Origin of the sequence: Ensifer sp. MJa1 (genome assembly GCF_037026475.1) — a bacterium.
Classification (GTDB): domain Bacteria; phylum Pseudomonadota; class Alphaproteobacteria; order Rhizobiales; family Rhizobiaceae; genus Ensifer.
In genome coordinates this window covers 16,236-38,295 of sequence record NZ_JAKUMO010000015.1, presented here as the reverse complement: position 1 = coordinate 38,295, position 22,060 = coordinate 16,236, and the positions used below count along the sequence as shown (strand labels likewise).

17 protein-coding genes are annotated in these 22,060 nt (G+C 61.4%); 14 read left to right on the top strand and 3 right to left on the bottom strand.

The genetic code is table 11. The features are described 5' to 3' along the window. The 7 genes from exbD to exoR all read left to right on the top strand — a co-directional run bounded on the left by exbD (nt 1) and on the right by exoR (nt 9,989). The gene (exbD, locus tag MKZ91_RS19680; protein ID WP_336172766.1) at nt 1-426 is read left to right on the top strand and encodes a TonB system transport protein ExbD; all 426 of its coding nucleotides are present in this window, start codon (nt 1-3) and stop codon (nt 424-426) included. A gap of 249 nt (nt 427-675) precedes the next feature. After that, entirely contained in the window at nt 676-1,341 is a 666-nt protein-coding gene (locus MKZ91_RS19675) for a protein-L-isoaspartate O-methyltransferase family protein (RefSeq protein ID WP_336172765.1), read from the top strand. A 288-nt stretch (nt 1,342-1,629) separates the two neighbouring features. After that, nucleotides 1,630-2,994, top strand: a complete 1,365-nt coding sequence (locus MKZ91_RS19670; protein WP_336172763.1) for a TolC family outer membrane protein — start codon at nt 1,630-1,632, stop codon at nt 2,992-2,994. A 204-nt stretch (nt 2,995-3,198) separates the two neighbouring features. After that, a complete protein-coding gene (locus MKZ91_RS19665) occupies nt 3,199-4,002 on the top strand; it encodes a PopZ family protein (protein WP_336172762.1) in 804 nt (267 codons plus the stop codon). A 120-nt stretch (nt 4,003-4,122) separates the two neighbouring features. After that, on the top strand, nt 4,123-6,963 hold the full coding sequence (locus MKZ91_RS19660) for a valine--tRNA ligase (protein ID WP_336172761.1): 2,841 nt from the start codon (nt 4,123-4,125) through the stop codon (nt 6,961-6,963). A 464-nt stretch (nt 6,964-7,427) separates the two neighbouring features. Continuing rightward, on the top strand, nt 7,428-8,705 hold the full coding sequence (locus MKZ91_RS19655) for an OmpP1/FadL family transporter (RefSeq protein WP_336172760.1): 1,278 nt from the start codon (nt 7,428-7,430) through the stop codon (nt 8,703-8,705). Between the two features lie 477 nt (nt 8,706-9,182). Beyond that, nucleotides 9,183-9,989, top strand: a complete 807-nt coding sequence (exoR, locus tag MKZ91_RS19650) for an exopolysaccharide production regulator ExoR (protein ID WP_336172758.1) — start codon at nt 9,183-9,185, stop codon at nt 9,987-9,989. A gap of 41 nt (nt 9,990-10,030) precedes the next feature. On the opposite strand, the gene xth is transcribed toward exoR, so the two are convergent. After that, the gene (gene xth / locus MKZ91_RS19645) at nt 10,031-10,822 is read right to left on the bottom strand and encodes an exodeoxyribonuclease III (protein WP_336172757.1); all 792 of its coding nucleotides are present in this window, start codon (nt 10,820-10,822) and stop codon (nt 10,031-10,033) included. A gap of 206 nt (nt 10,823-11,028) precedes the next feature. Between xth and MKZ91_RS19640 the strand changes: the two genes are divergently transcribed. Next, a complete protein-coding gene (locus MKZ91_RS19640; RefSeq protein ID WP_336172755.1) occupies nt 11,029-12,492 on the top strand; it encodes a phospholipase D-like domain-containing protein in 1,464 nt (487 codons plus the stop codon). 30 nt (nt 12,493-12,522) lie between these two features. Here the strand turns inward: MKZ91_RS19640 and erpA are convergent, their stop codons facing one another. Both erpA and MKZ91_RS31635 read right to left on the bottom strand, forming a co-directional pair. Beyond that, nucleotides 12,523-12,855: an iron-sulfur cluster insertion protein ErpA gene (erpA, locus tag MKZ91_RS19635; RefSeq protein WP_336172754.1), complete on the bottom strand. Its 333-nt coding sequence runs from the start codon at nt 12,853-12,855 to the stop codon at nt 12,523-12,525. Between the two features lie 87 nt (nt 12,856-12,942). After that, nucleotides 12,943-13,167 carry a hypothetical protein gene (locus MKZ91_RS31635; RefSeq protein ID WP_442892317.1) on the bottom strand — a complete coding sequence of 75 codons (225 nt, stop codon included), beginning with the start codon at nt 13,165-13,167 and terminating at the stop codon, nt 12,943-12,945. Here MKZ91_RS31635 and MKZ91_RS19630 point away from each other — a divergent pair. The 6 genes from MKZ91_RS19630 to scpB all read left to right on the top strand — a co-directional run bounded on the left by MKZ91_RS19630 (nt 13,068) and on the right by scpB (nt 22,004). After that, complete coding sequence (locus MKZ91_RS19630; protein WP_336172753.1) at nt 13,068-14,285, top strand: deoxyguanosinetriphosphate triphosphohydrolase; 1,218 nt, start codon at nt 13,068-13,070, stop codon at nt 14,283-14,285. The two genes, MKZ91_RS31635 and MKZ91_RS19630, sit on opposite strands and share 100 nt — an antisense overlap. Nucleotides 14,286-14,381: 96 nt before the next feature. Then, nucleotides 14,382-16,142 (top strand): arginine--tRNA ligase, encoded by a 1,761-nt coding sequence (argS, locus tag MKZ91_RS19625; RefSeq protein ID WP_336172751.1) that lies wholly within the window; start codon nt 14,382-14,384, stop codon nt 16,140-16,142. A gap of 63 nt (nt 16,143-16,205) precedes the next feature. Next, complete coding sequence (locus MKZ91_RS19620) at nt 16,206-19,217, top strand: SPOR domain-containing protein (protein WP_336172750.1); 3,012 nt, start codon at nt 16,206-16,208, stop codon at nt 19,215-19,217. 155 nt (nt 19,218-19,372) lie between these two features. After that, nucleotides 19,373-20,389, top strand: a complete 1,017-nt coding sequence (gene nagZ, locus MKZ91_RS19615) for a beta-N-acetylhexosaminidase (protein ID WP_336172749.1) — start codon at nt 19,373-19,375, stop codon at nt 20,387-20,389. 75 nt (nt 20,390-20,464) lie between these two features. Continuing rightward, nucleotides 20,465-21,283: a segregation and condensation protein A gene (locus tag MKZ91_RS19610; RefSeq protein WP_336172885.1), complete on the top strand. Its 819-nt coding sequence runs from the start codon at nt 20,465-20,467 to the stop codon at nt 21,281-21,283. Next, complete coding sequence (gene scpB / locus MKZ91_RS19605) at nt 21,276-22,004, top strand: SMC-Scp complex subunit ScpB (protein ID WP_336172748.1); 729 nt, start codon at nt 21,276-21,278, stop codon at nt 22,002-22,004. The genes MKZ91_RS19610 and scpB overlap by 8 nt, the downstream gene beginning before the upstream one ends. Nucleotides 22,005-22,060: the final 56 nt, after the last annotated feature.

The window sequence follows — 22,060 nt, the reverse complement described above, 5'->3', positions numbered from 1 at the left end:
ATGGCCGGAAGAGTAAGCGAAGGCGGCGGCGATCTCGACGAGAACAGCGAGATCAACGTCACGCCGTTCATCGACGTCATGCTCGTTCTGCTGATCATATTCATGGTCGCTGCACCCCTCGCCACCGTGGACATGAAGGTCGATCTGCCGCAATCGGCCGCCAAGCCCGCGCCGCGTGACGACAAGCCGGTGTTTGTGACGCTGAAGGCTGACCTGGTGCTTGCGATCGGCAACGACGAAACGACACGCGAGGGCTTTGCCGACGAGCTGAAGCGCCTCACCGAAGGCAACACCGAGACCCGGGTGTTGCTCAGGGCCGACAAGGCAGTGGACTATGGCGAGCTGATGACGGTCATGAACCTCATCCAGAACGCCGGCTACAGCAAGATCGCGCTTGTCGGACTGGAAGGCGCCCCCGGTCGCTGAGGCGACTGGCGATCTCTACTGCAAAACACCTGATAAAAATGAACGCCGCGCTCCGTCAGCGCGGTGTTCTTCGTTGCCGCCAGGGCTCACCCCCCGTTTTTCCGGCGCATTTTGCCGCTGTCGCTTGAAACCGGCGGGGCGCCGATTTAAGAGCTTACGTCAAAGGCTTTCCGTTGAAAGCTAGAAGACGATCGCGCCGGCTGCCCGGAAAACTGGGCGCCGCGCCTATCCGGATACGAGGGCACGACCATGAATTTCGAAGCAGCGCGCACCAAGATGGTGGACAACCAGATCCGCACGACGGATGTGACGTCCCATTCGATCCTGTCCGCCTTCCTTACCGTGCCGCGTGAAGAGTTCGTGCCCGCAAAGATGCGGGAACTCGCCTACATCGATACCGACATCGCGCTCGACGGCGCCGTTGATGCAGCGCCGCGCTTCCTGATGGAGCCTTCGCCGCTTGCCAAGCTCTTGCAGCTCGCAGAGATCGCCAAGTCGGATGTGGTGCTCGAGATCGGTTGCGGCACCGGCTACGCGTCGGCACTGCTTTCGCTGGTCGCGGGCTCCGTTGTGGCGCTCGAAAGCGATCAGGGCCTCGCAGCAACGGCGACCGAAACGCTGGCGCGACTCGGCTACGACAACATCGCCGTCGTCACCGGTGAACTCGACAAGGGATATGCCGCAGAAGCGCCTTACGACGTGATCTTCGTGCACGGTTCGGTGGAAGTGATTCCGCCCGGCCTGTTCAGCCAGTTGCGCGATGGCGGTCGTCTTGTCGTCGTTGAAGGATTTGGCAACGCATCGCGGGCTAAACTGTATGTGCACGAACATGGAAAGACGTCCGAGCGTGCCGACTTCAATACCGCGGTGAAGCCACTGCCTGGTTTCCGCCGTGAGCGCGAGTTTGTCTTTTGAGGTACCGCTTGTTGAGGTATCTCAACATTTGATTGTCCTGCTAAAATAACAATGTTGCCAATTCGCAACGGGGTACTTGTTTCTTTTTGAAATGCCTGCGCAGAGTATGGCTGCGCAGTTGTCGGAAGTTTCAATCCGGGTTTCAAAGAGTGCAGTGGTAGTGATTTGCTCACCAGTGGGCGGTGTGAGCGCTTCATCGCCGTGTTTAGGCAGTGTCGTTTGTGTAACGAGGACAGCGCTGCGGGAAATAGAGGGCAGGCTCTGCCGCCCCGATCGGAGAGAGAAGTAATGGTGTCGATTGTCCGCAAAGCGGCCCTCCTGGCCGCGGTTTCGACGAGTATCCTGCTTGCCCCGCAGGCGGTGCTTGCCGAGACGATCTTCGGCGCAATGGCCAAAGCCTACGCAAACAACCCGGATCTGAACGCTGCGCGTGCAGGGCTTCGCGCGACGGACGAGAGCGTGCCGATCGCCAAGTCCGGCTTTCGGCCCCAGGTTGCTGCTTTCGCCAGCGGGACGCTTTCGACCATCGAAAGGGAGAGCACCGGTTCCCAGGACCTCCATCAGGGACAGGTAGGCGTCTCGATAACGCAGATGGTGTTTGATGGCTTTCAGACGCTGAACAACGTCCGCGCGGCCGAATCGAACGTGTTCGCCACGCGCGAAGCGCTGCTCGCCAACGAGATGCAGATCCTGCTTTCCGCCGCGACGATCTACTCCAACATCGCCCGCGATCAGCAGCTGGTGTCGATCCGCAAGCAAAACATCGCCTTCCTTCAGGAGCAGGTGAACGCCTCGAAGGCACGGCTTGACGTGGGCGAGGGCACCCGCACCGACGTGAGCCTGGCCGAAGCTTCGCTTGCCAACGCGCAGTCGCAGCTGATCGTCGCGGTCGCGCAGCTCAAGCAGAGCGAAGCGACTTATGTGCGCATCGTCGGCGACGTGCCGAGGGGCATCAAGCAGGCATCGCCGGCGTCGAAGAACCTGCCGCGCACGCTCGACCAAGCGGTCGCAAGCGGCCTGCGCGAGCACCCGACCATTCTGGCGGCACAGTACTCGGTTGATTCGGCCGGTTATCAGGTGAAGTCGGCCGAGGGCACGATGCTGCCTGGCGTGACGCTCCAGGGCCAGGTCGGCCGCAACACCGGCAATGTCACCGAAGACAACAACACGTCGAGCATAACGGCGCGTCTCGAAGTTCCGATCTACCAGGGCGGTCTTGAGTATGGCCAGATCCGGCAGGCCAAGGAACGCCTTGGCCAGCAGCGCATTCTGGTTGATTCGGCTCGCGCATCGATCCAGGAAACGATTGTTTCGGCCTACGCACAGCTCGAAGCAGCAATCGCACGCATCTCCGCCAACAAGGCGCAGATCGATGCCGCCAAGCTCGCCCTTGATGGCGTGATTGAAGAGCGCAAGGTCGGCCAGCGCACGACCCTCGACGTTCTCGACTCGCAGCAGGACGTTCTCCAGGCGCAGGAATTGTTGGCGCTTGCACAGCGCGACGCGGTCGTTGCCAGCTACACGCTTCTTGCCGCATCCGCGCGGTTGACCGTCAAGAGCCAGGGGCTCCAGGTTGCGGAGTACCGCGCAGAGGAACACTACGAGGCGGTCAAGGACAAATGGTTCGGCCTGCGGACCGTCGACGGTCGCTAAAGCGACCTTGTCTTCAGAAATTCTTTAAAACGCCCCGGCATCCCCGGGGCGTTTCTATTTTTGCCGCTGAAAACAAATCTGTGCAAGAATCTGAGTGGCTGATTCGTGGCGTATGTTTCGTTCGCGAACTCACTTAAGGTTTGTCGGCAATCGGCGCATGTCCTGTTTCGACACACATGCCGGCCGCGTCAAACGGGGATAGAAATGGCACAGCTCAATGTCGCGCGCGAACCTTCGATGGATGAGATCCTGGCATCCATTCGCAAGATTATTGAGAGCAATGAGCCAGGGCAGGCAGGCGCCCAGCCGCAGGAACACTTCGAGGACGAGACGAGCGACGAGATCGAGCTGACGATCGACAGCGAGATAGAAGCCGTTGCATTCGGCAGGCGCGACGAGCCGAGCGAAACCGCAAGGCCGACGCCGACGACACCCGCAATCGAACTTGCGGTCCTTCCATCGGAGGCAGCGGCGGTCGCTGCCCAGCCGCCGCTATCACTGGCCGATGTCGCGGCACGCGTACGTGCCGCATCCGAGCGTCATTCAACGGGCTTTGCAACGCGCGAGACGCCGGCTGCAGCCCCCGCGCCGGCCGTTCAGGACAGTCCCGTCGTCACGTCGCGCATGGCCGCCGTTTCGGCGCCGAAGACCCCCACGGTCCAACCGGTCGCCGTGCCGGAAGCCCGCGAGCGCCAGGATGCGGTGACGCCGGAAATCCGGCTCGTTGCCGAAGTCGCCAATCCGCCGGCAGACGTTGTGGCAGATGAGGTGGTGCCGGAGAAGGCGATCGCGGCGATCGTGTCGCCCGAAGTTGGTCGGCAGGTGGCGCAATCGTTTGGCAACCTCGCCCATGCGGTCGATCAGGGCGCACGGCGTTCCTTCGACGAGATTGCCGAGGCTATGCTTCGGCCGATGCTGCAGGAGTGGCTGGATGATAACCTGCCCACGCTCGTCGAGCGGCTCGTTCGCGAAGAAATCGAGCGCGTCGCGCGCGGTCCCCGCCGCTGAAAACCTTAAATCCGCAATGAGGAAGCCGCGCGACGTCGCGGCTTTTTGCGTTCGTGTTGACTTGCACCGGCCGTTCCGGTTTACAAGACGCTGACATCAATCTCCTAAACTGGCTCCAAAATGCTTGATAAGACCTACGATTCCGCAACCGTCGACCCGCGTATCGCCAAGAAGTGGGACGAAGAAAACGCGTTTCGTGCAGGCGCGGGTGCCAAGCCCGGCGCCGATAGCTTCTGCATAGTGATACCGCCGCCGAACGTCACCGGTTCGCTGCACATGGGCCACGCGCTCAACAACACGCTTCAAGACGTGTTGGTTCGCTTCGAGCGCATGCGCGGCAAGGACGTGCTGTGGCAGCCGGGCATGGACCATGCCGGCATTGCCACGCAGATGGTCGTCGAGCGCAAGCTGATGGAACAGCAGCAGCATCGCCGGCAGATGGGACGCGAGGCGTTTATCGAAAAGGTCTGGGAGTGGAAGGCCGAATCGGGCGGTCTGATCTTCAACCAGCTGAAGCGGCTCGGTGCCTCGTGCGACTGGTCGCGCGAACGCTTCACCATGGACGACGGTCTTTCGGAAGCTGTTCTCGAGGTCTTTGTCTCGCTCTACAAGGAAGGGCTGATCTACAAGGACAAGCGGCTCGTCAATTGGGATCCGAAGCTCTTGACGGCGATCTCCGACCTCGAGGTCGAACAGCATGAGATCAATGGCAACCTCTGGTACCTGCGCTATCCGCTCGAGCCGGGCGTAACCTATGAGCATCCGGTCGCCTTCGACGACGAGGGCAAGGCAACCGAGTGGGAGAGGCGCGACTATCTGGTCGTTGCAACGACCCGGCCCGAGACGATGCTTGGCGATACTGGCATTGCCGTCAATCCGGAAGACGAGCGTTACAAGCCGCTGATCGGCAAGCACGTCATCCTGCCGATCGTTGGCCGTCGCATTCCGGTTGTCGGCGACGGCTATGCCGATCCGACCGCAGGCACCGGCGCGGTCAAGATCACGCCTGCGCACGACTTCAACGACTTCGACGTCGGCAAGCGTGCCGGTCTGCCCGCCATCAACATCATGACCGTTGAAGGGCGCATCACCATCAAGGACAACGAGGAATTCCTCGAAGGACTCGCCGATCCGGCGGCCCTGCATGGCGCCTGGGACGAGCTGGAGGGCAAGGACCGCTTCGAAGCACGCAGGATAATTGTTCGCATCTTCGAGGAGGCTGGCCTGCTCGACAAGATCGAGCCGCACAAGCACATGGTCCCGCATGGCGACCGCGGCGGTGTGCCGATCGAGCCGCGCCTGACGGAACAGTGGTACGTCGACGCCAAGACGCTCGCCAAGCCCGCGATTGCCGCGGTGAAGGAAGGCCGCACCAACTTCGTTCCGAAGAACTGGGAAAAGACCTATTACGAGTGGATGGAGAACATCCAGCCGTGGTGCGTCTCGCGCCAGCTCTGGTGGGGTCATCAGATTCCCGCGTGGTACGGCCCGGATGGCCAGGTTTTCGTCGAGAAAACCGAGGAAGAGGCGCTGCATGCGGCGATCCAGCACTATCTCGCCCATGAAGGGCCGATGAAGGCCTATGTCGAGGACCTGCTTGAGAACTTCAAGCCGGGTGAAATCCTGACGCGCGACGAAGACGTGCTTGACACCTGGTTCTCCTCGGCGCTGTGGCCGTTCTCCACGCTCGGCTGGCCGAACGAGACGCCGGAACTGGAGCGCTACTACCAGACCGACGTGCTGGTGACAGGCTTCGACATCATCTTCTTCTGGGTCGCCCGCATGATGATGATGGGCCTGCACTTCATGAAGGACGCCGACGGCACGCCGGTCGAGCCGTTCCACACGGTTTATGTCCATGCGCTCGTTCGCGACAAGAACGGCCAGAAGATGTCGAAGTCGAAGGGCAACGTCATCGATCCGCTGGAACTGATCGACGAATACGGCGCCGATGCATTGCGCTTCACGCTGGCGATCATGGCCGCCCAGGGGCGTGACGTGAAGCTTGATCCGGCGCGCATCGCCGGCTACCGCAACTTCGGGACCAAGCTCTGGAACGCGACGCGCTTTGCCCAGATGAATGGTGTGCTCAACAGCGATGGCTTCATTCCGGAAGCTGCGTCCCTGACCATCAACCGCTGGATCCTGACCGAGCTGTCACGCACCATCCGTGACGTCACCGAGGCGCTTGAGGCCTACCGCTTCAACGAGGCGGCCGGCAGCCTCTATCGTTTCGTCTGGAACCAGTTCTGCGATTGGTACCTCGAACTGCTGAAGCCGGTCTTCAACGGCGAGGATGAAGCGGCCAAGCGCGAGTCGCAGGCTTGCGTCGCCTATGTTCTCGACGAGATCTACAAGCTGCTGCATCCGTTCATGCCGTTCATGACCGAGGAGCTCTGGGAGCAGACGGCAGGCGAGGGGCTCGAGCGTCCATCATTGCTCTGCCACGCCGAATGGCCGGCGGCCTCCTATGCGGACGACGCTGCTGCCGACGAAATCAACTGGCTGATCGATCTCGTTTCGGGCATCCGCTCGGTCCGCTCGGAAATGAATGTCCCGCCGGCAGCAACCGCTCCGCTGGTCGTCGTCGGTGCCAACAACCTGACGCGCGAACGCCTGCAGCAGCACGCCCCGGCGATCGCCCGCCTGGCACGTGTCGAGCATATCGACCATGCAACCGTTGCGCCGCGCGGCAGCGCTCAGATCGTCGTCGGCGAAGCGACGGCCTGCCTGCCGCTTGGCAACCTGATCGACCTTTCCGCCGAGAAGGCGCGCCTGGAAAAGGCAATCGCCAAGGTGGATGCCGAGCGCGAGCGTATTCTCGGCAAGTTGGCCAACGAGAAGTTCGTGGCCAACGCAAAGCCGGAACTGGTGGAGGCCGAACGCGAGCGTCTGGTCGAACTCGACCTTCAGAAAGATTCGCTTGGTGTTGCTCTAACGCGGGTGGCAGAGGCGGGCTAAGGTACGAACCCAATCAGATGGTTGAAATGAAGATCCGCGGCAGTAATGCCGCGGATTTTCAATTTTAGCGACTATGGATATACTTGCGTGTGTGCGCGCACATCGAATCGCACGACCGTAACTGCTGCGGAGCGCGGAATCGCCTGCCGAGCAATAGCGGAGTTTCAGCGGTAAATTTCACAGACAGGCCGTAAAAACCGATATTGTTGTCTCCGCGACACAGCTTTGGTCTGTGTTGGAAGTTTTTCCTATTTTATTGAGTTGTTAAGCTGTTTTCCGGAAAATGATTTCGGAATTGTGCGATTGTGTCTAAATCATGAGAATCTTACGTAAATTCTGTGACGCAGAGTGCCGCACGCAGCCCAATATCCGGCATTTGCGATTTCACGGGATCGTGAGAATACTTCGGCCACACGCGGCATGAGGTGGAATGTCGCAGATTGCAGTGCAGGGGGAGGAGCTTAATGGCTCAAATGAATTTGAAGCGGGGCATCTTGGCGGTGGCGGCAGGCTTGCTGTTTGCATCCGCGGCTCACGCTGGTGGTCTTGAGCGTGGCGGTTACAATATCGACCTGCTGTTCGACCCGTCCGACTACGCCGGCGAAGCTTCGGCAACCTATGTCAATCCGCAGCGCGAGCTGAAAAACGTCGTTGACACCGACACCGGGAACACCAACATCCTCACCGGAACCTTTGGTGGCGGCAATTTGAACAATCGCCCCAATTCGGTCGATGACACGGAAAGCTACTGGGTGCCGCGCGTTGGCATCAAGGCCGCGTTGGGCGACAGTGTCGACTGTATGGCTGATTATTCGCAGCCGTGGGGTGCTCACACCAATCCCGGCCAGAACTGGGCCGGCGCCAACAACAACATCGAAACGAAGGTGGAGAGCGACAACTACGCAGCAACATGCTCTTACAAATGGGACATGGGGCCGGGTCAGTTCCGCGTCATCGGTGGCGTCTTCTATCAGGAAGTCAGCGGCTTCAAGGAGCGTCTGGTTCAGGATTATACCGGCACGCCGCTTTCCGGCCTCTTTACCGGCGTCGGCAGGCTTGAGCTTGAAGGTCATGGCTGGGGTTGGCGCGCTGGTGCGGGCTACGAAATCCCCGAATATGCCGTACGGGCCAGCCTCGTTTACAACAGCGCCGTCGATCTGGATAACCTTTCCGGTTTCATCGACCTTCGTCAGCTAGGCTTCGTCGTTCCGGGCGTTGGCCTCGTGACGGGTACGAAGTACGACGTGAACGGTTCGGCTTCCATGCCTGACTCGCTGGAGTTCAAGCTTCAGACCGGCATTGCTCCGGACTGGGCGGCATTCGGCTCGATCAAGTGGACCGACTGGAGCCAGCTGCAGGTCCTGAAATTCTGCCCGGCGACCGTCTCGCGTACGACGCCGTGCACCAGCCTTGATCTGCTTTATCGCGACGGCTGGACGATCAGCGGCGGTATCGGTCACAAGTTCAACGATCAGTGGAGCGGTGCGCTGAGCCTGACCTGGGACCGCGGCACCAGCCACGGCTACGGTACGCAGACCGACACCTGGATGGTCGGTACCGGCGTTTCCTACACGCCGACCGAAAACCTTGAGTTCCGTCTTGCCGGCGCACTTGGAATTCTGACCAGCGGCAGCTCCGGCGCCGTGAACTATAACGGCGAAGTCATTGGTGACGACGTTTCCTACGATTTCGACAATGATTTCGTCGGGGCGATTTCCACCTCGCTCAAGGTCAAGTTCTGATCTTTCGCCAGTTCTCGAGTTCAAGGCCCGGTCTCTCGCCGGGCCTTTCTTTTGTGCCTGAACGACATCTGTTGGTGACCGTGCCGATGCAACCCAATGTGACGATTCAGCAACACATTTGATGCTAGAGTTTGCTAGGATCGGACTCGTCTAGCCTATGTCCATTTCCCGCCACAAACAGGGAGCAGCGATAGTAGGGACAGACGTGCATTCGTGAATTCGAAAATTGTCACGTTTGTGTGAAATGAGACTTTGACCGTTGAAGTTCATGTCAGGTGTGGCCGCGGGCGCAGGAATGCAAGTGGTTCGGTGAAATGATCTTTTTGAAGGCGTGTTCGGGTTTCGCTTCAGGACTGGGTGTACCGACGGTGTCGGCGGAGTAGCGAAGTTTTGGACGGCGATCCGTCGTCCGGGCGTGTGTGTTTGCAGCGGTGATGAGTTCGGCGTGGCCGGCTGGAACGGAAGAATAAGACTGTGATGCTTGCGGGTGAACTGAAGTCACTGAAGGTTGCGATACTCGGCGTGTCGCTGGCGGTCTGCGGGACCATCACCATGCCGGCCTATGCCTTTGATCCCGGTGCGGGCGTCACCAAGGAATCGGGTCCCTTCGCCCTCTTCAAGTTCGGTTTCTCCGCCTACAAGAATGGCCGCAAGGACGAGGCGGTCGAAGCCTACAAATACGCGGCCGAAAAGGGACACACCGGGTCCCGCTGGGCCCTGGCCAACATGTACGCCTATGGCGACGGCGTCGCCGAAAATGACCTCGAAGCGTTCAAGATCTACAGCGAGATCGCCCAGCAGGGCGTTGAGCCAGGCTCTGAAGATACCGGTTACTTCGTCAATGCGCTGATCTCGCTCGCCGGCTACTATCGCCGCGGCATTCCCGATAGCCCGATCAAGTCGGACATGACGCAGGCGCGACAGCTTTATTTCCAGGCTGCTTCGACCTTCGGTGTGGCCGAGGCTCAGTTTCAGCTGGCACGCATGCTGCTTTCGGGCGAAGGCGGCAGCGTCAACGTTCAGCAGGCCAAGAAGTGGCTCAACCGCGCACGCAAGAGCGGCCACGCCGGCGCCACGGGCGTGTTTGGCAACGTTATCTTCCAGGAGGGCCAGACCATACGCGGTCTTGCCTACATGACCGCAGCGCTCGACCAGTGTTCGCCCAAGGATCGGCCTTGGCTACAGTCGATGCAGGAGCAGGCCTTCTCGCTGGCCACTGAAGATGACCGCCGTACTGCGATCTCCCTGTCGCAGAATCTGCATATGCAGGGCGACGACGACTGACGTCGTTGCCCCGTTCGCTGATCCCATTGTCCGGTTGAGCCTCAGGCCGCCTGGAAGGCGAACTCTCCCGTGACCGGCACATGGTCGGAAGGCTTTTCCCAGGCGCGCACGTGCTTCTCGATCGATGTCGACAACAGCCGGTCGGCCGCTTCCGGCGACAGCATCAGATGGTCGATGCGGATGCCGAAATTCTTGGGCCAGCAGCCGGCCTGATAGTCCCAGAACGAATAGAGCGGCACCGCATCGGTGGTCGCGCGCACGGCATCGGTAAAGCCGAGGTTGCGCAACCGGCGAAATGCTTCACGGGTTTCCGGCAGGAAGAGCGCGTCGTTCTGCCAGACCCTGACGTCCCAGCAGTCGTGTTCCTCGGGAATGACGTTGTAGTCGCCGGCAAGGATGAAGGGCTCTTCGAGCAGCAGGCGCTGTTCGGCATAGGCGGCAAGCCGGCGCATCCAGGCAAGCTTGTAGGGATATTTATCGCTGTCGACAGGATTGCCGTTCGGCAAATAGAGCGAGCAGACGCGGATCGCCCCGCCTTCGACGGAAAAGACGCCTTCGATGAAGCGTGATTGTTCATCCGAATCGTCACCCGGCAGTCCGCGGTTGACCTCGTCTGGCCGCAGTTTCGAAAGCAGGGCGACGCCGTTGAAGCCTTTTTGACCGTGCGTTTCGACGTGATAGCCGAGCGCCTCGATCTCCAGCCGAGGAAATCCGTCGTCGACCGATTTGATCTCTTGAAGGCAGACGATATCCGGATTGGATTCCTTGAGCCATGCCAGCAGGGCGTCGATTCGCGCCTTGACGCCATTGATGTTCCAGGTGGCAATCTTCATGGCTCGAAACGCCCTTCCATTTCGGTTCGTCCTTCCGGAGGCCCCTTGTAGCCGTTCCGGATTCTTTTGACAAATCCGATACCTGCGCCCTTTTTTGGAGCCATAGCGGTCATGCAGTGGCGGCCTGCGCCGAGACGATCGGCCTATACCGTATATGTCGCTGGCGCTTGAATTGATTCCGTTCCATTGCCGGCTATAGTCCCGCCATGATCGATCTCGTGCAGAATTATTGGCCGCATATTCTGGCGGTCCTGTCCTTCGCGCTTGGTATCCCCGCTGCCATTCACGCGGCGATGACCAAGGACGATGTGCGCGCCGCCGCCGGCTGGGTCGGCGTTGTCCTGCTTTCGCCGATCGTCGGCGCTCTGATTTATGCCGTCGGTGGCATCAACCGTATTCGCCGGTCCTCGATCGGGTCACAACGCGCCTTGTTGCAGGGGCAGGGGCCGGATCAATTCGGCCAGTTCGACGTCTCCGAGACCGACATTGCCGGGCGTTTCGAGCAACGCTTTGCGGCGATGAAGATTCTCGGGGATCGGGTTTCGCGCCATCGCATGTGCGCAGGAAACCGGATCGTGGTTCTTTCCGGTGGGGATGACGCCTATGCCGCGATGCTTCAGGAAATTGTCGGCGCCGAGCGCAGCATCCTCGTCGAGAGCTACATCTTCGATCGCGACGTGATCGGCTTGCGTTTTGCCGACGCCTTGATTGCAGCCGTGGCGCGTGGCGTCGAGGTGCGCGTCTTGATCGACGCTGTTGGCGCCCGCTACTCGGTGCCGAGCATTGTCGGTTACCTGAAGGACGCCGGTGTTCCGACCGCCGTCTTCAACGGCAACATCATCATCGGGCTAAGGCTGCCCTATGCCAACCTTCGCACCCACCGAAAGATCCTGGTCGTTGACGGCCGTGTGGCTTTTGCCGGCGGCATGAACATCCGCGCCGGGTTCACGACCGAGATCGCGGGAGATGCCACCGCTCAGGACACGCATTTCCGCATGGTCGGGCCGGTGGTCGCCGATATTTTCCAGGTCGCGGCCGAGGATTGGCAGTTTTCGAGCGGCGAGGTGCTTGCAAGCGACGCCTGGCGGATCGAGGAAGCGCTGTCGCCGGTCGATTCGCTCTCCGTATTGATGCGTGCAGTGCCATCGGGGCCAGACGCCACCAACGAGACCAATCACAAGATGCTGATGGGGGCGTTTTCGGTGGCGCGGAAGAACATCCGCATCATGTCGCCCTACTTCCTTCCGGACCGAGAACTGATCAGTGCGCTTGTCACTGCGGCGCGCCGCGGGGTCGAAGTCGACATTATCGTTCCCGCGGTCAACAATCTGCTTCTGGTCGATCGCGCGATGACGGCGCAGTTCGACCAGGTGTTGAAGGGCCATTGTCGCGTCTGGCGCGCGAAGGGCGCCTTCAACCATTCTAAGCTTCTGACGGTGGACGAGCGCTGGGCCTATGTCGGCTCGACCAATCTCGACCCGCGCTCGCTGCGGCTCAATTTCGAGTTTGATCTCGAGGTGCTGGACGACGGGTTCGCCCAGTCGATCAGCGAAACGATCACGCAGGTGCTGGCGTCCGCCGAGCCGGTGACGCTTGAGCTGCTGCGCGCCAAGCCGTTCATCGACCGCCTGGCAAACCGCATCCTTTGGCTGGGATCGCCGTATCTTTGACCGGATCAGCCATCATGCGGTTTTTGGCGTTCAGATGGAAAAACTCGTTCCGCATCCGCAGCTTGCGACCGCATTCGGATTCTTGATCTGAAACGACTGGCCGAGCAGATTGTCGACGAAGTCGATCTCCGAGCCACCCATGTAGACGAGCGACAGGCTGTCGATCAGCACCTTGGCTTCGTCTTTCTCCAGCACCAGATCGTCGTCGTTGGCGCTGTCGACCAGATCGAACTTGTAGGAAAAGCCGGAGCAGCCGCCACCTTCGACGGATACCCGCATGGCATTGTTGTGGCTGTCCGAACGCAGGATCGTGGCGATCCGCCTTGCAGCAGCGTCGGAGAGGGTCACGGATTCGGTCGTCATATTTGCCTCCTGCCGGGGTCAAGAACCGGAGAGAATTGTCGTTCGTTCAAGCATCACCTCGCGCCGTTTCAGTCCCTGTTTCAAGGGTCAAGGCCAAGCCGTTGCTTTGACTTGCGGAATCGGTCGATGCTTGCGCAACGCTTTCCCGTAGCTTTCACTATAGGTATGAAGGCTTGAATGTCCCGTCAATGGGACGACGATGCAGGTGCAAAATGACATTCGACAAAAATGCGCTCGGTTTCGGTTACGGCGAACACGCGCCGTTTGCATCAAATCCTTGGGAGACGCGCGGGCGCCTTTATACTGAGGCAACGAGCGCAACGCGCTCCGATTTCCAGCGCGACCGGGATCGCATCGTCCACACGACGGCCTTTCGCCGCCTGAAGCACAAGACGCAGGTGTTCATCGCTGCCGATGGCGATCACTATCGCACGCGGCTGACGCATACGATCGAGGTCGCCCAGATCGCCCGGGCGCTGGCGCGTGCGCTGAAGCTCGACGAAGACCTCGCCGAAGGTGTCGCGCTCGTTCACGACTTTGGCCACACGCCGTTCGGCCATACGGGCGAAGACGCGCTGCACGACATGCTGAAGCCCTATGGCGGTTTCGATCACAACGCCCAATCGCTTCGCATCGTTACCAAGCTCGAGCGTCGTTATGCCGAATTCGACGGGTTGAACCTGACCTGGGAGAGCCTGGAAGGTCTCGTCAAGCACAACGGGCCGCTGTTGACCGCAGGCGGGCAGGGAACGCACGGACCGGTGCCGCAACCGATCCTCGACTATTGCGCCGTCCATGACCTGGAACTGGCGAGTTTTGCCAGCCTCGAGGCGCAGGTTGCCGCCATCGCCGACGACATCGCCTACAATACCCACGATATCGACGACGGCTTGCGCGCCGGCTATCTGACCTTCGAGATGCTGGAGGATGTGCCGTTTCTCGCCCGCCTGATGCGTGAGGTTCACGACCGCTATCCGGGCCTTGAGAGCAGCCGCTTCACCCATGAGATCATGCGCCGCCAGATCACAGCGATGGTCGAGGACGTGATCGGCGTGGCGCAGGCCAATATTGCCAGGATTCGCCCGCAGAGTGCCGCAGATGTGCGGCAGGCGGGCACGGTCATGGCGACCTTTTCCGATGAGATGAGCGAGACCGACAAGCAGATCAAACGATTGCTGATGACCCGCATCTACCGCCATCCCGAGGTGATGCGGGTGCGTGAAGGCGCCGCCTCGATCGTCTGCGATCTTTACCGGGCCTTCATGGACAACCCGCTGTTGATGCGCGAACACTATTGGATCGATCAGATTGCCGGCATGGCCGAACCGGCGCGGGCACGCCACGTCGGCGACTATCTCGCCGGCATGACGGATACTTTCGCTATCAGCGTGCATAGGCGCTTGTTTGACCATACGCCTGATTTGCGCTAGGGACGCCCCGCCCGGAGGCTTGCGGTTCGGCCGAACCGAGCCTCCTTTTTGAGTTTTGCGCCGATCAAACGCGATCGGAAAGAGCGGACAGAGCAGATGAATCTTTTTACGGACTTCGAAGCAAGAATTAAGGACATTCTCGAAACGCTTGATAGCGTTCGAGAAAAGCGATCCGAGCTTGACTTCGGCCGTATCAATGTCGAGCCGCCGCGCGATCCGAGCCACGGCGATGTCGCGACCAACGCCGCGATGGTACTGGCCAAGCCGCTCGGCATGAACCCGCGCGCGCTCGCCGAGCTGATCGTTGAGAAACTGAAGCAGGACCCGGAAGTCACCGACGTCTCGGTTGCCGGCCCCGGCTTTATCAACGTCCGGCTTTCCGTTTCCTATTGGCAGAAGCTGCTTTCGGGCATGGTCGGTACCGGCATCGACTATGGACGCAGCACCGTCGGTGGGGGCCGCAAGGTCAACGTTGAATACGTATCGGCCAACCCGACCGGTCCGATGCATGTCGGTCATTGCCGTGGCGCCGTGGTTGGCGACGCGCTTGCCAATCTCCTGGCCTTTGCCGGCTATGAGGTGACCAAGGAATACTACATCAACGACGCCGGATCGCAGATCGACGTTCTGGCGCGCTCGGCTTTCCTGCGCTACCGCGAGGCTCTTGGCGAGGATATCGGCGAGATCCCGGCTGGCCTTTATCCCGGTGACTACCTTGTGCCGGTCGGCGAGGCGCTCGCCGATGAATTCGGCACGAGCCTGCGGCTGATGCCCGAAGACAAGTGGATGCCGCTGGTCAAGGATCGCACGATCGACGCGATGATGGCGATGATCCGCGAGGATCTCGCTGCGCTGAACGTCACCCACGATGTCTTCTTCTCCGAGCGCACGCTGCACGCCAATGGCGCTGCAGCCATTCGCACGGCGATCAATGACCTGACCTTCAAGGGCCACGTCTACAAGGGAACGCTGCCGCCGCCGAAGGGACAGCTGCCGGAGGATTGGGAAGATCGCGAGCAGACCCTGTTCCGTTCCACCGAAGTTGGCGACGATATCGATCGGCCGCTGATCAAGTCGGATGGAAGCTATACCTATTTCGCGGCCGACGTTGCTTACTTCAAGGATAAGTTCGACCGTGGCTTCGACGAGATGATCTATGTTCTTGGCGCCGACCACGGCGGCTACGTCAAGCGGCTCGAGGCACTCGCGCGGGCCGTCTCCGGCGGTTCGTCGAAGCTGACGGTTCTGCTCTGCCAGTTGGTCAAGCTCTTCCGCGACGGCGAGCCGGTGAAGATGTCGAAGCGCTCGGGCGACTTCGTGACGCTTCGCGACGTTGTCGACGAAGTCGGCCGCGATCCGGTCCGTTTCATGATGATCTACCGGAAGAACTCGGAGCCGCTCGACTTCGACTTCGCCAAGGTCACAGAACAGTCGAAGGACAACCCGGTCTTCTACGTGCAGTATGCGCATGCACGCTGCCGGTCGGTCTTCCGCCAGGCTGCGGAAGCTTTCCCGGGCGTCGACATCGAATCGCTCGACCTTGCCGGTGCCGTTCACGGGCAGATCGTCGATCCGACAGAACTTCAGCTCGTCGCCAAACTCGCAGAATATCCGCGCGTTATCGAGGCGGCAGCACTGGCGCAAGAGCCGCATCGCATCGCGTTTTACCTGTACGATCTTGCCGCAGCCTTCCATGGCCACTGGAACAAAGGTAAAGAGAATCCAGAATTACGTTTTGTTAACGATAAAAATAGAGAATTAAGTACTGCCAGACTCGGGCTGGTGCATGCTGTCGCTTCGGTATTGAAATCCGGCCTGTCTATTACAGGCACCTCCGCACCGGAGGAAATGCGATAAGTACTGTCACCATTTTCCCACAATGCACTGGCACATCAATACAGGCAATTGTGAGTGGAGAGCATGGCAGACAAACAATTCGCACGAAGCGGGCCGGCTGAATTCGATGTATTGGCCGACGATGATCCGTTGGCCGAACTCGCCCGGATCGTCGGTTACGATGCCCGGCCCGCTGTTCAACAGTTGCAGGAACTGCAGCGCCACCAGGAAACGGTGCGCCAGGAGCCGGCCTTCGATCTCGAGGATGAGCTCCTTCGCGCCTTCGACAGCTACGAGGCGCCCCGCTCGCAGCCGCAGCCTGCGCCGCAGCCGATAGAAGAACCTCGTTTCGAGCCCGCAGCGCTTGAGCCTGCGCCTTCCGAACCAGTGGCGTCCGAACCGGTCGCTTCGGAGCCGGTGGCGTTTGAGCCGGCCGTTGCCGAGCCTGTGGCTGAGGCGGCTGATGAACCGACGGAGCCGATGTTCTATCAGCCCGAGCCGGTATTTCATCAGCCCGAGTCCGCCGAAGTGCAGCCGACCCCGGCCTTCGCCAGTCACTATGCCGAAGCGCAGTCGCTCCCGGCTGACTCGCTGGCGGATACGCCAGAGCCTGTCGTGGCGACTGAGGTCGAGCCGGCCGCGGATGAACCGATCGCCGACGAGCCGGTCTTTGATCTGGAGCGCGAACTCGAGCTGTCGCTCGGCGAAGCCGACCTTTTGCTTGATGGTGCCGATGAAGCGCAGGCCGTCGAGCCTGAGGCTGCGATCGCCGATGCCTGGCAGGCGCCGGCCACCGATCTCACCGCTGACTGGGCAGAGCCTGCGCACGTCACCGCGCCGCAACCGGCCTATGAAGAGCCGAGCTTCGACATTGCTGCCGAGCTGCGTTCGGAAGAGTTTTCCTACGCGCCCGAACTAAGCGTGGCCGAAGCACGCGTGGAAGAGCCGGCCCACCAAGACGAACTGCTGGCGGATATCGAGCGGTTCCCCGTTCCGGCCGCGACTGCGTTGGTCGCAGCTGCCGTTCAGTCTCATCCAGCCCTTCATGCCTCGGCGCCGCCGGTTGTCGCTCCCGCCGTCGCGACGGCTACTCCGGTGGCGGCACCGGTGAAGAAGAGCCCTTATCCCTTCACGCCGACCTTTAGCCGGGCGACGCCGGTCGCGTCGTCCTCGGGCGTTGCCCAGCAGCGCGCCTTTGCCGGCCCGATCGTGTCGCAGCCGGTTCCGGCCGCAGCCGTTACTGCGCCCATTGCTGAGCCGATGGTCGCAACACCGGCCGCAGCTCCGGTCGCGGAAGTCAGCCGCCCGGCGGAACCGGAGCATGAGCCGAGCTTTGATATCGAAAACTTCGAGATGGAGCTTTCCGACGTTGCGTCCAGCCTCGACCTCAGCGACTTCGGTGCGCTGGACGAGGTTGCGGTCGAAGCCCCGTCGGCAATGGCACGGCAGGTCGACGAGCCCGTTGCTCCGCAGCCCGAATCCGTTTCACAGGCTTTCGAAGTCGCTGCACCGGTTGAACGCCAGGACACCCAGCCTGAAAGCACGCTGCCTTTTGATCCGGCGATGATCGCCGAAGCCGAGAACGGCGTTGCACCGATCGCCGACATGGACGTGCCGCAGCTTCCAGTCATCGAAACGGAGAAGCCGGTAGCCTATCCTGCCGACTATGATCTCGACATCGATGCGGAAATGGCGCAGCTCTTCGGCACGCCGGCGCCGGTCGCCAAGGATGCGCGGCCTGCCGCTGCCGACAAGGCAGAGGTAGTGCGCGCCACTCCGGCGGCCAACGCCAATGCGCCGGGGGGCGCGGGCGCACTTGACGATTTCGACGAGTTCGAGAAGGCGATGGAAGAGGACTTCCGCCGCTCGATCGTCGAACGCAAGACGGTCACCCGTGACGCCGAGCGGCTGTCGGCGGCTCAGAGCCAGGACGATGCCGGCGAATACCGCGAATACGGTGCCGCACGTCGCTCGCAGCGTACGATGCTTCTTGCAGCCAGCGTTGCCGGCGTCATCATCCTTGGCGGGGCAGCCGTGTACGCCTGGATGGGTGGCAGCGATGCCGTGACCTCCGCTGAAGGTCCGAAGATCATCCTGGCCGACAAGGGCCCTGTTAAGGTCGTGCCGGAGGAAAAGGGTGGCAAGACTGTCCCGAACCAGGACAAGGCGGTTTACGACCGCGTTGCCGGCGCGCAGGCAGGTGCCCCGCAGCAGGAGGCTCTGGTGTCCTCGACAGAGGAGCCGATGGATGTCGTCCAAAAGACGCTGACGCCGGAGACCCTGCCGCTGGAAGGCAATGACGATACCGACGGCCTGCAGGCAACCGTTCCGGCCGATGATGAAGACGGCGCTCGCCTGCTGCCGGACGGTGGCAACGCCGAGACCGCGACGCAGGATGAGGAAAAGACGCCCGCCGTTGCACCGAGAAAGGTGCGCACGATGATCGTCAAGCCCGATGGAACGCTTGTTGCTCGTGAAGAGCCGGTTGCAGCGCCTGCGACCGACGTCGCCGGTGCGCAGCCGCTGCCGGAAACACCTTCGAAGGAAGTTGCGGCCGTCGGCGCTGAAGCTGGTGTGGACATCAACGCTGCCGGCCAGGCAACGGGCAACGCCGATCAGGTTGCGCTCGCCGCAACGGGCAATGCCACGATCGACCAGGTTCCGGTCCGCAACGTGACGACGACGGCGACCGCCGACAAGGCGCCGACGCCGCAGACGCGCCCGGCCGAGCAGCCGGCCAAGGTGGCAACCGCCACCACCGAGGGCACCAACCTTCGTCCGGCGGAAGAGCAGGCAGCACCCGCGGCGGATACGCAGGCGGCGCAGCAGATGGCAACCGCCTCGGTTCCGGCCGGCGGCTACTTCATCCAGGTTGCATCGCTGCCGTCCGAAGCCGAAGCGCAGAAGTCCTACAACAGCCTTTCCAGCAAGTTCGGGAACGTCATCGGCGGTCGCGGCGTCGATATCCGCAAGGCGGAGATCGCCGGCAAGGGCACCTACTACCGCGTGCGCATCCCGGCGGGTTCAAAGGAAGAAGCCAACGCCCTGTGCTCCAAATACAAGGGCGCCGGCGGAAGCTGCCTGGTCACCAAGTAAGTCGGCCACTGGTTTGAAGTTCGAGAAGGGCGCGGCCTAGATGGCCGCCCCCTTCTCGTTTTTGGGTTCGCAATCGCCCATGACCTTGTGCATGAAGGGGCCGAGCGTCGTGTTTGTGGCTTCGCGGCGAACGGTGCGCGCTCTATGCTGATCGAATGAGCGAATCAAAAGCATTTATCTCTGGCTGCAAGGGCCTTTCCCTGACGAGCGACGAACGGGATTTCTTCGCGGGCGAACGCCCCTGGGGTTTCATCCTGTTCGGGCGCAACATTGGCGAAGAGCAGCAGATCTCGGATCTGGTGGCGGCACTGCGCGACAGCATCGGCAACCCGAAGGCGCCCGTGCTCATCGATCAGGAAGGCGGCCGTGTTCAGCGCATACGTCCGCCGCTCGTGCAACAATACCCGAATGGTGCTGCGATTGGGGAAGTCTACAGCCGCGATGCGGCGCTTGGCCTGCGCGCCGCCTGGCTGATGGGGCGGTTGCACGCCTTCGATCTCATGCGCTTCGGCATTACGGTCGACTGCCTCCCGGTGCTCGACGTGCCGGTTCCGGGCAGCCATGACGTCATTGGCAACCGCGCCTATGGCCATGATCCCGACAGTGTGACCGCGATCGGCCGGGCCATGGGTGAGGGGCTGAAGGCGGGCGGCATGCTGCCGGTCATGAAGCACATGCCCGGCCACGGCCGCACCTTCGTCGATTCCCATCACAATCTGCCCGTCGTCAGCGCTTCGTTCGACGAACTGGCTCAGAGCGATTTCCTGCCCTTTGCCGCCATGAAGGACGAGGTGATGGCGATGTCGGCGCATATGGTCTTCACTGCGATCGATCCGGACAATCCGGCAACGACATCGGCAAAGGTCGTGCGAGAGATCATCCGCGGCCATATCGGATTCGATGGCCTGTTGATGTCGGACGACGTTTCGATGAATGCGCTTGCCGGCGATATGTCGGCGCGCGCGCGCAACATCATCGCTGCCGGGCTTGATCTCGTCTTGCATTGTCATGGCATAATGGAGGAAATGAAGGCCGTTGCAGATGTCGTGCCGGTTCTCGCCGGCGCGAGCCTGCGCCGGGCACGGGCGGCCGAGGCGGCCTTCCGCGTGCCCGATGATACGAGCGAAAGCGATTTGCGAGCGGAGTTCAACGGTCTGTTCGCAACGGTCTAAAGTGGGCAGGAAAGGATCGGGCTGCCAGTGAGCAATGCGGGCGAAAGACAGAGCAAGCCTGCGTCGAAGGCGCCGATGGATCCGCTGTGGCAGGACGAAGGCTCGGAGCGCGGCTTGCACGAAGAGGCGCTCGTGGTCGACATTGCCGGCTTTGAAGGCCCTCTCGACCTCCTGCTGCATCTTGCCCGCAGCCAGCGTGTCGATCTTTCGCGCATTTCCGTGCTGGCACTTGCCGAACAGTACATCGCCTTCATCGAGCGCGCGCGCAGCATCCGCATCGAGCTTGCGGCCGATTACCTGGTGATGGCGGCCTGGCTTGCCTATCTGAAATCGCGGCTCCTGATCCCGCAGCAGGCAAAGGATGAGGGGCCCTCCGGCGAGGAGATGGCGTCTGCCCTGGCTTTCCGGCTGAAGCGGCTGGAGGCCATGCGTGATGCGGCGACAAGGCTCGTCAATCGAAGCCGGCTTGGCCGCGATGTATTCGTTCGCGGTGCACCGGAGCATATCGTCACCGAAAAGAAGTCCGGTATCGACGCCTCGCTCTACGATCTCCTGAGCGCCTATGCGAGCCTGCGCCAGCGTCAGGCCGTGACCCAGGTGACGATCGAAAAGCGTCATGTCTGGTCCCTGGCCGATGCCCGGCTGATCCTGGCGCGCATGATCGGCGATCTCGACGACTGGACGGCGCTCGACCACTTTCTGATCCGCTACATGACGACGCCCAAGGAAAGGGCGACGGCAATTGCCAGCTCGTTTGCCGCCACGCTGGAGATGGTCCGCGAGGGTCGGCTGGAGATCCGCCAGGAAGAAGCCTTTGCGCCGATCTATCTCAGGCGCGGGCCGAACCCGATCGATGCGGAAACGCTGGCCGATATGGAGGCAGCCCGTGGCTGAAGCGCAGAAGTACATGCCCGGATTTCCTGAAGAGGATGATGAGATCGAGGTGGCCGAAGCCGATCCGCGTTTGGAGCAAGAGGCTGAAAGGATTGCCGAGGCGCTGGTCTTTGCCTCGGCTCAGCCGGTCTCCGAAGCCTACATCGAAAGCCGTCTGCCGCGCGGCAGCGACGTGAAGCGGACCATGGCGCGCCTGAAGGCCTTCTATGCGACGCGCGGCGTCAACCTTGTCCAGGTTGCCGACCATTGGGCATTTCGTACCTCTGCCGATCTTTCCTTCGTGATCCAGACCGACGAGCAGGAAGTGCGCAAGCTGTCGCGCGCGGCGCTGGAGGTCCTGGCGATCATTGCCTACCACCAGCCGGTCACGCGTGCCGAGATCGAGGATATTCGAGGCGTTCAGACGTCGAAAGGCACGCTCGATGTGCTGATGGAGGCGGGCTGGGTTCGCTTCCGCGGACGCCGGCGCACGCCGGGTCGGCCCGTCACCTTCGGCACGACCCGCGATTTTCTTGACCATTTCGGCCTTGAAGAGCTGCGCGACCTGCCGGGCATCGAGGAACTGAAGGGTGCGGGCCTGCTCTCTGGCCGCGTCCCGTCGAATCTCAGCATTCCCGTTCCGATGGGGGACGACGAGCTTTCAGAGAACGAAGACCCGATCACGCAGCTCGATCTCGAAGAATTGGGGCTCTTGACACCGAAGGGCGAAGAAGCCGATTAAAACCTGATTGGGGATATCGGCTTTCCCCGGCACCCGGCACAGGCTCGCCAGGCGCC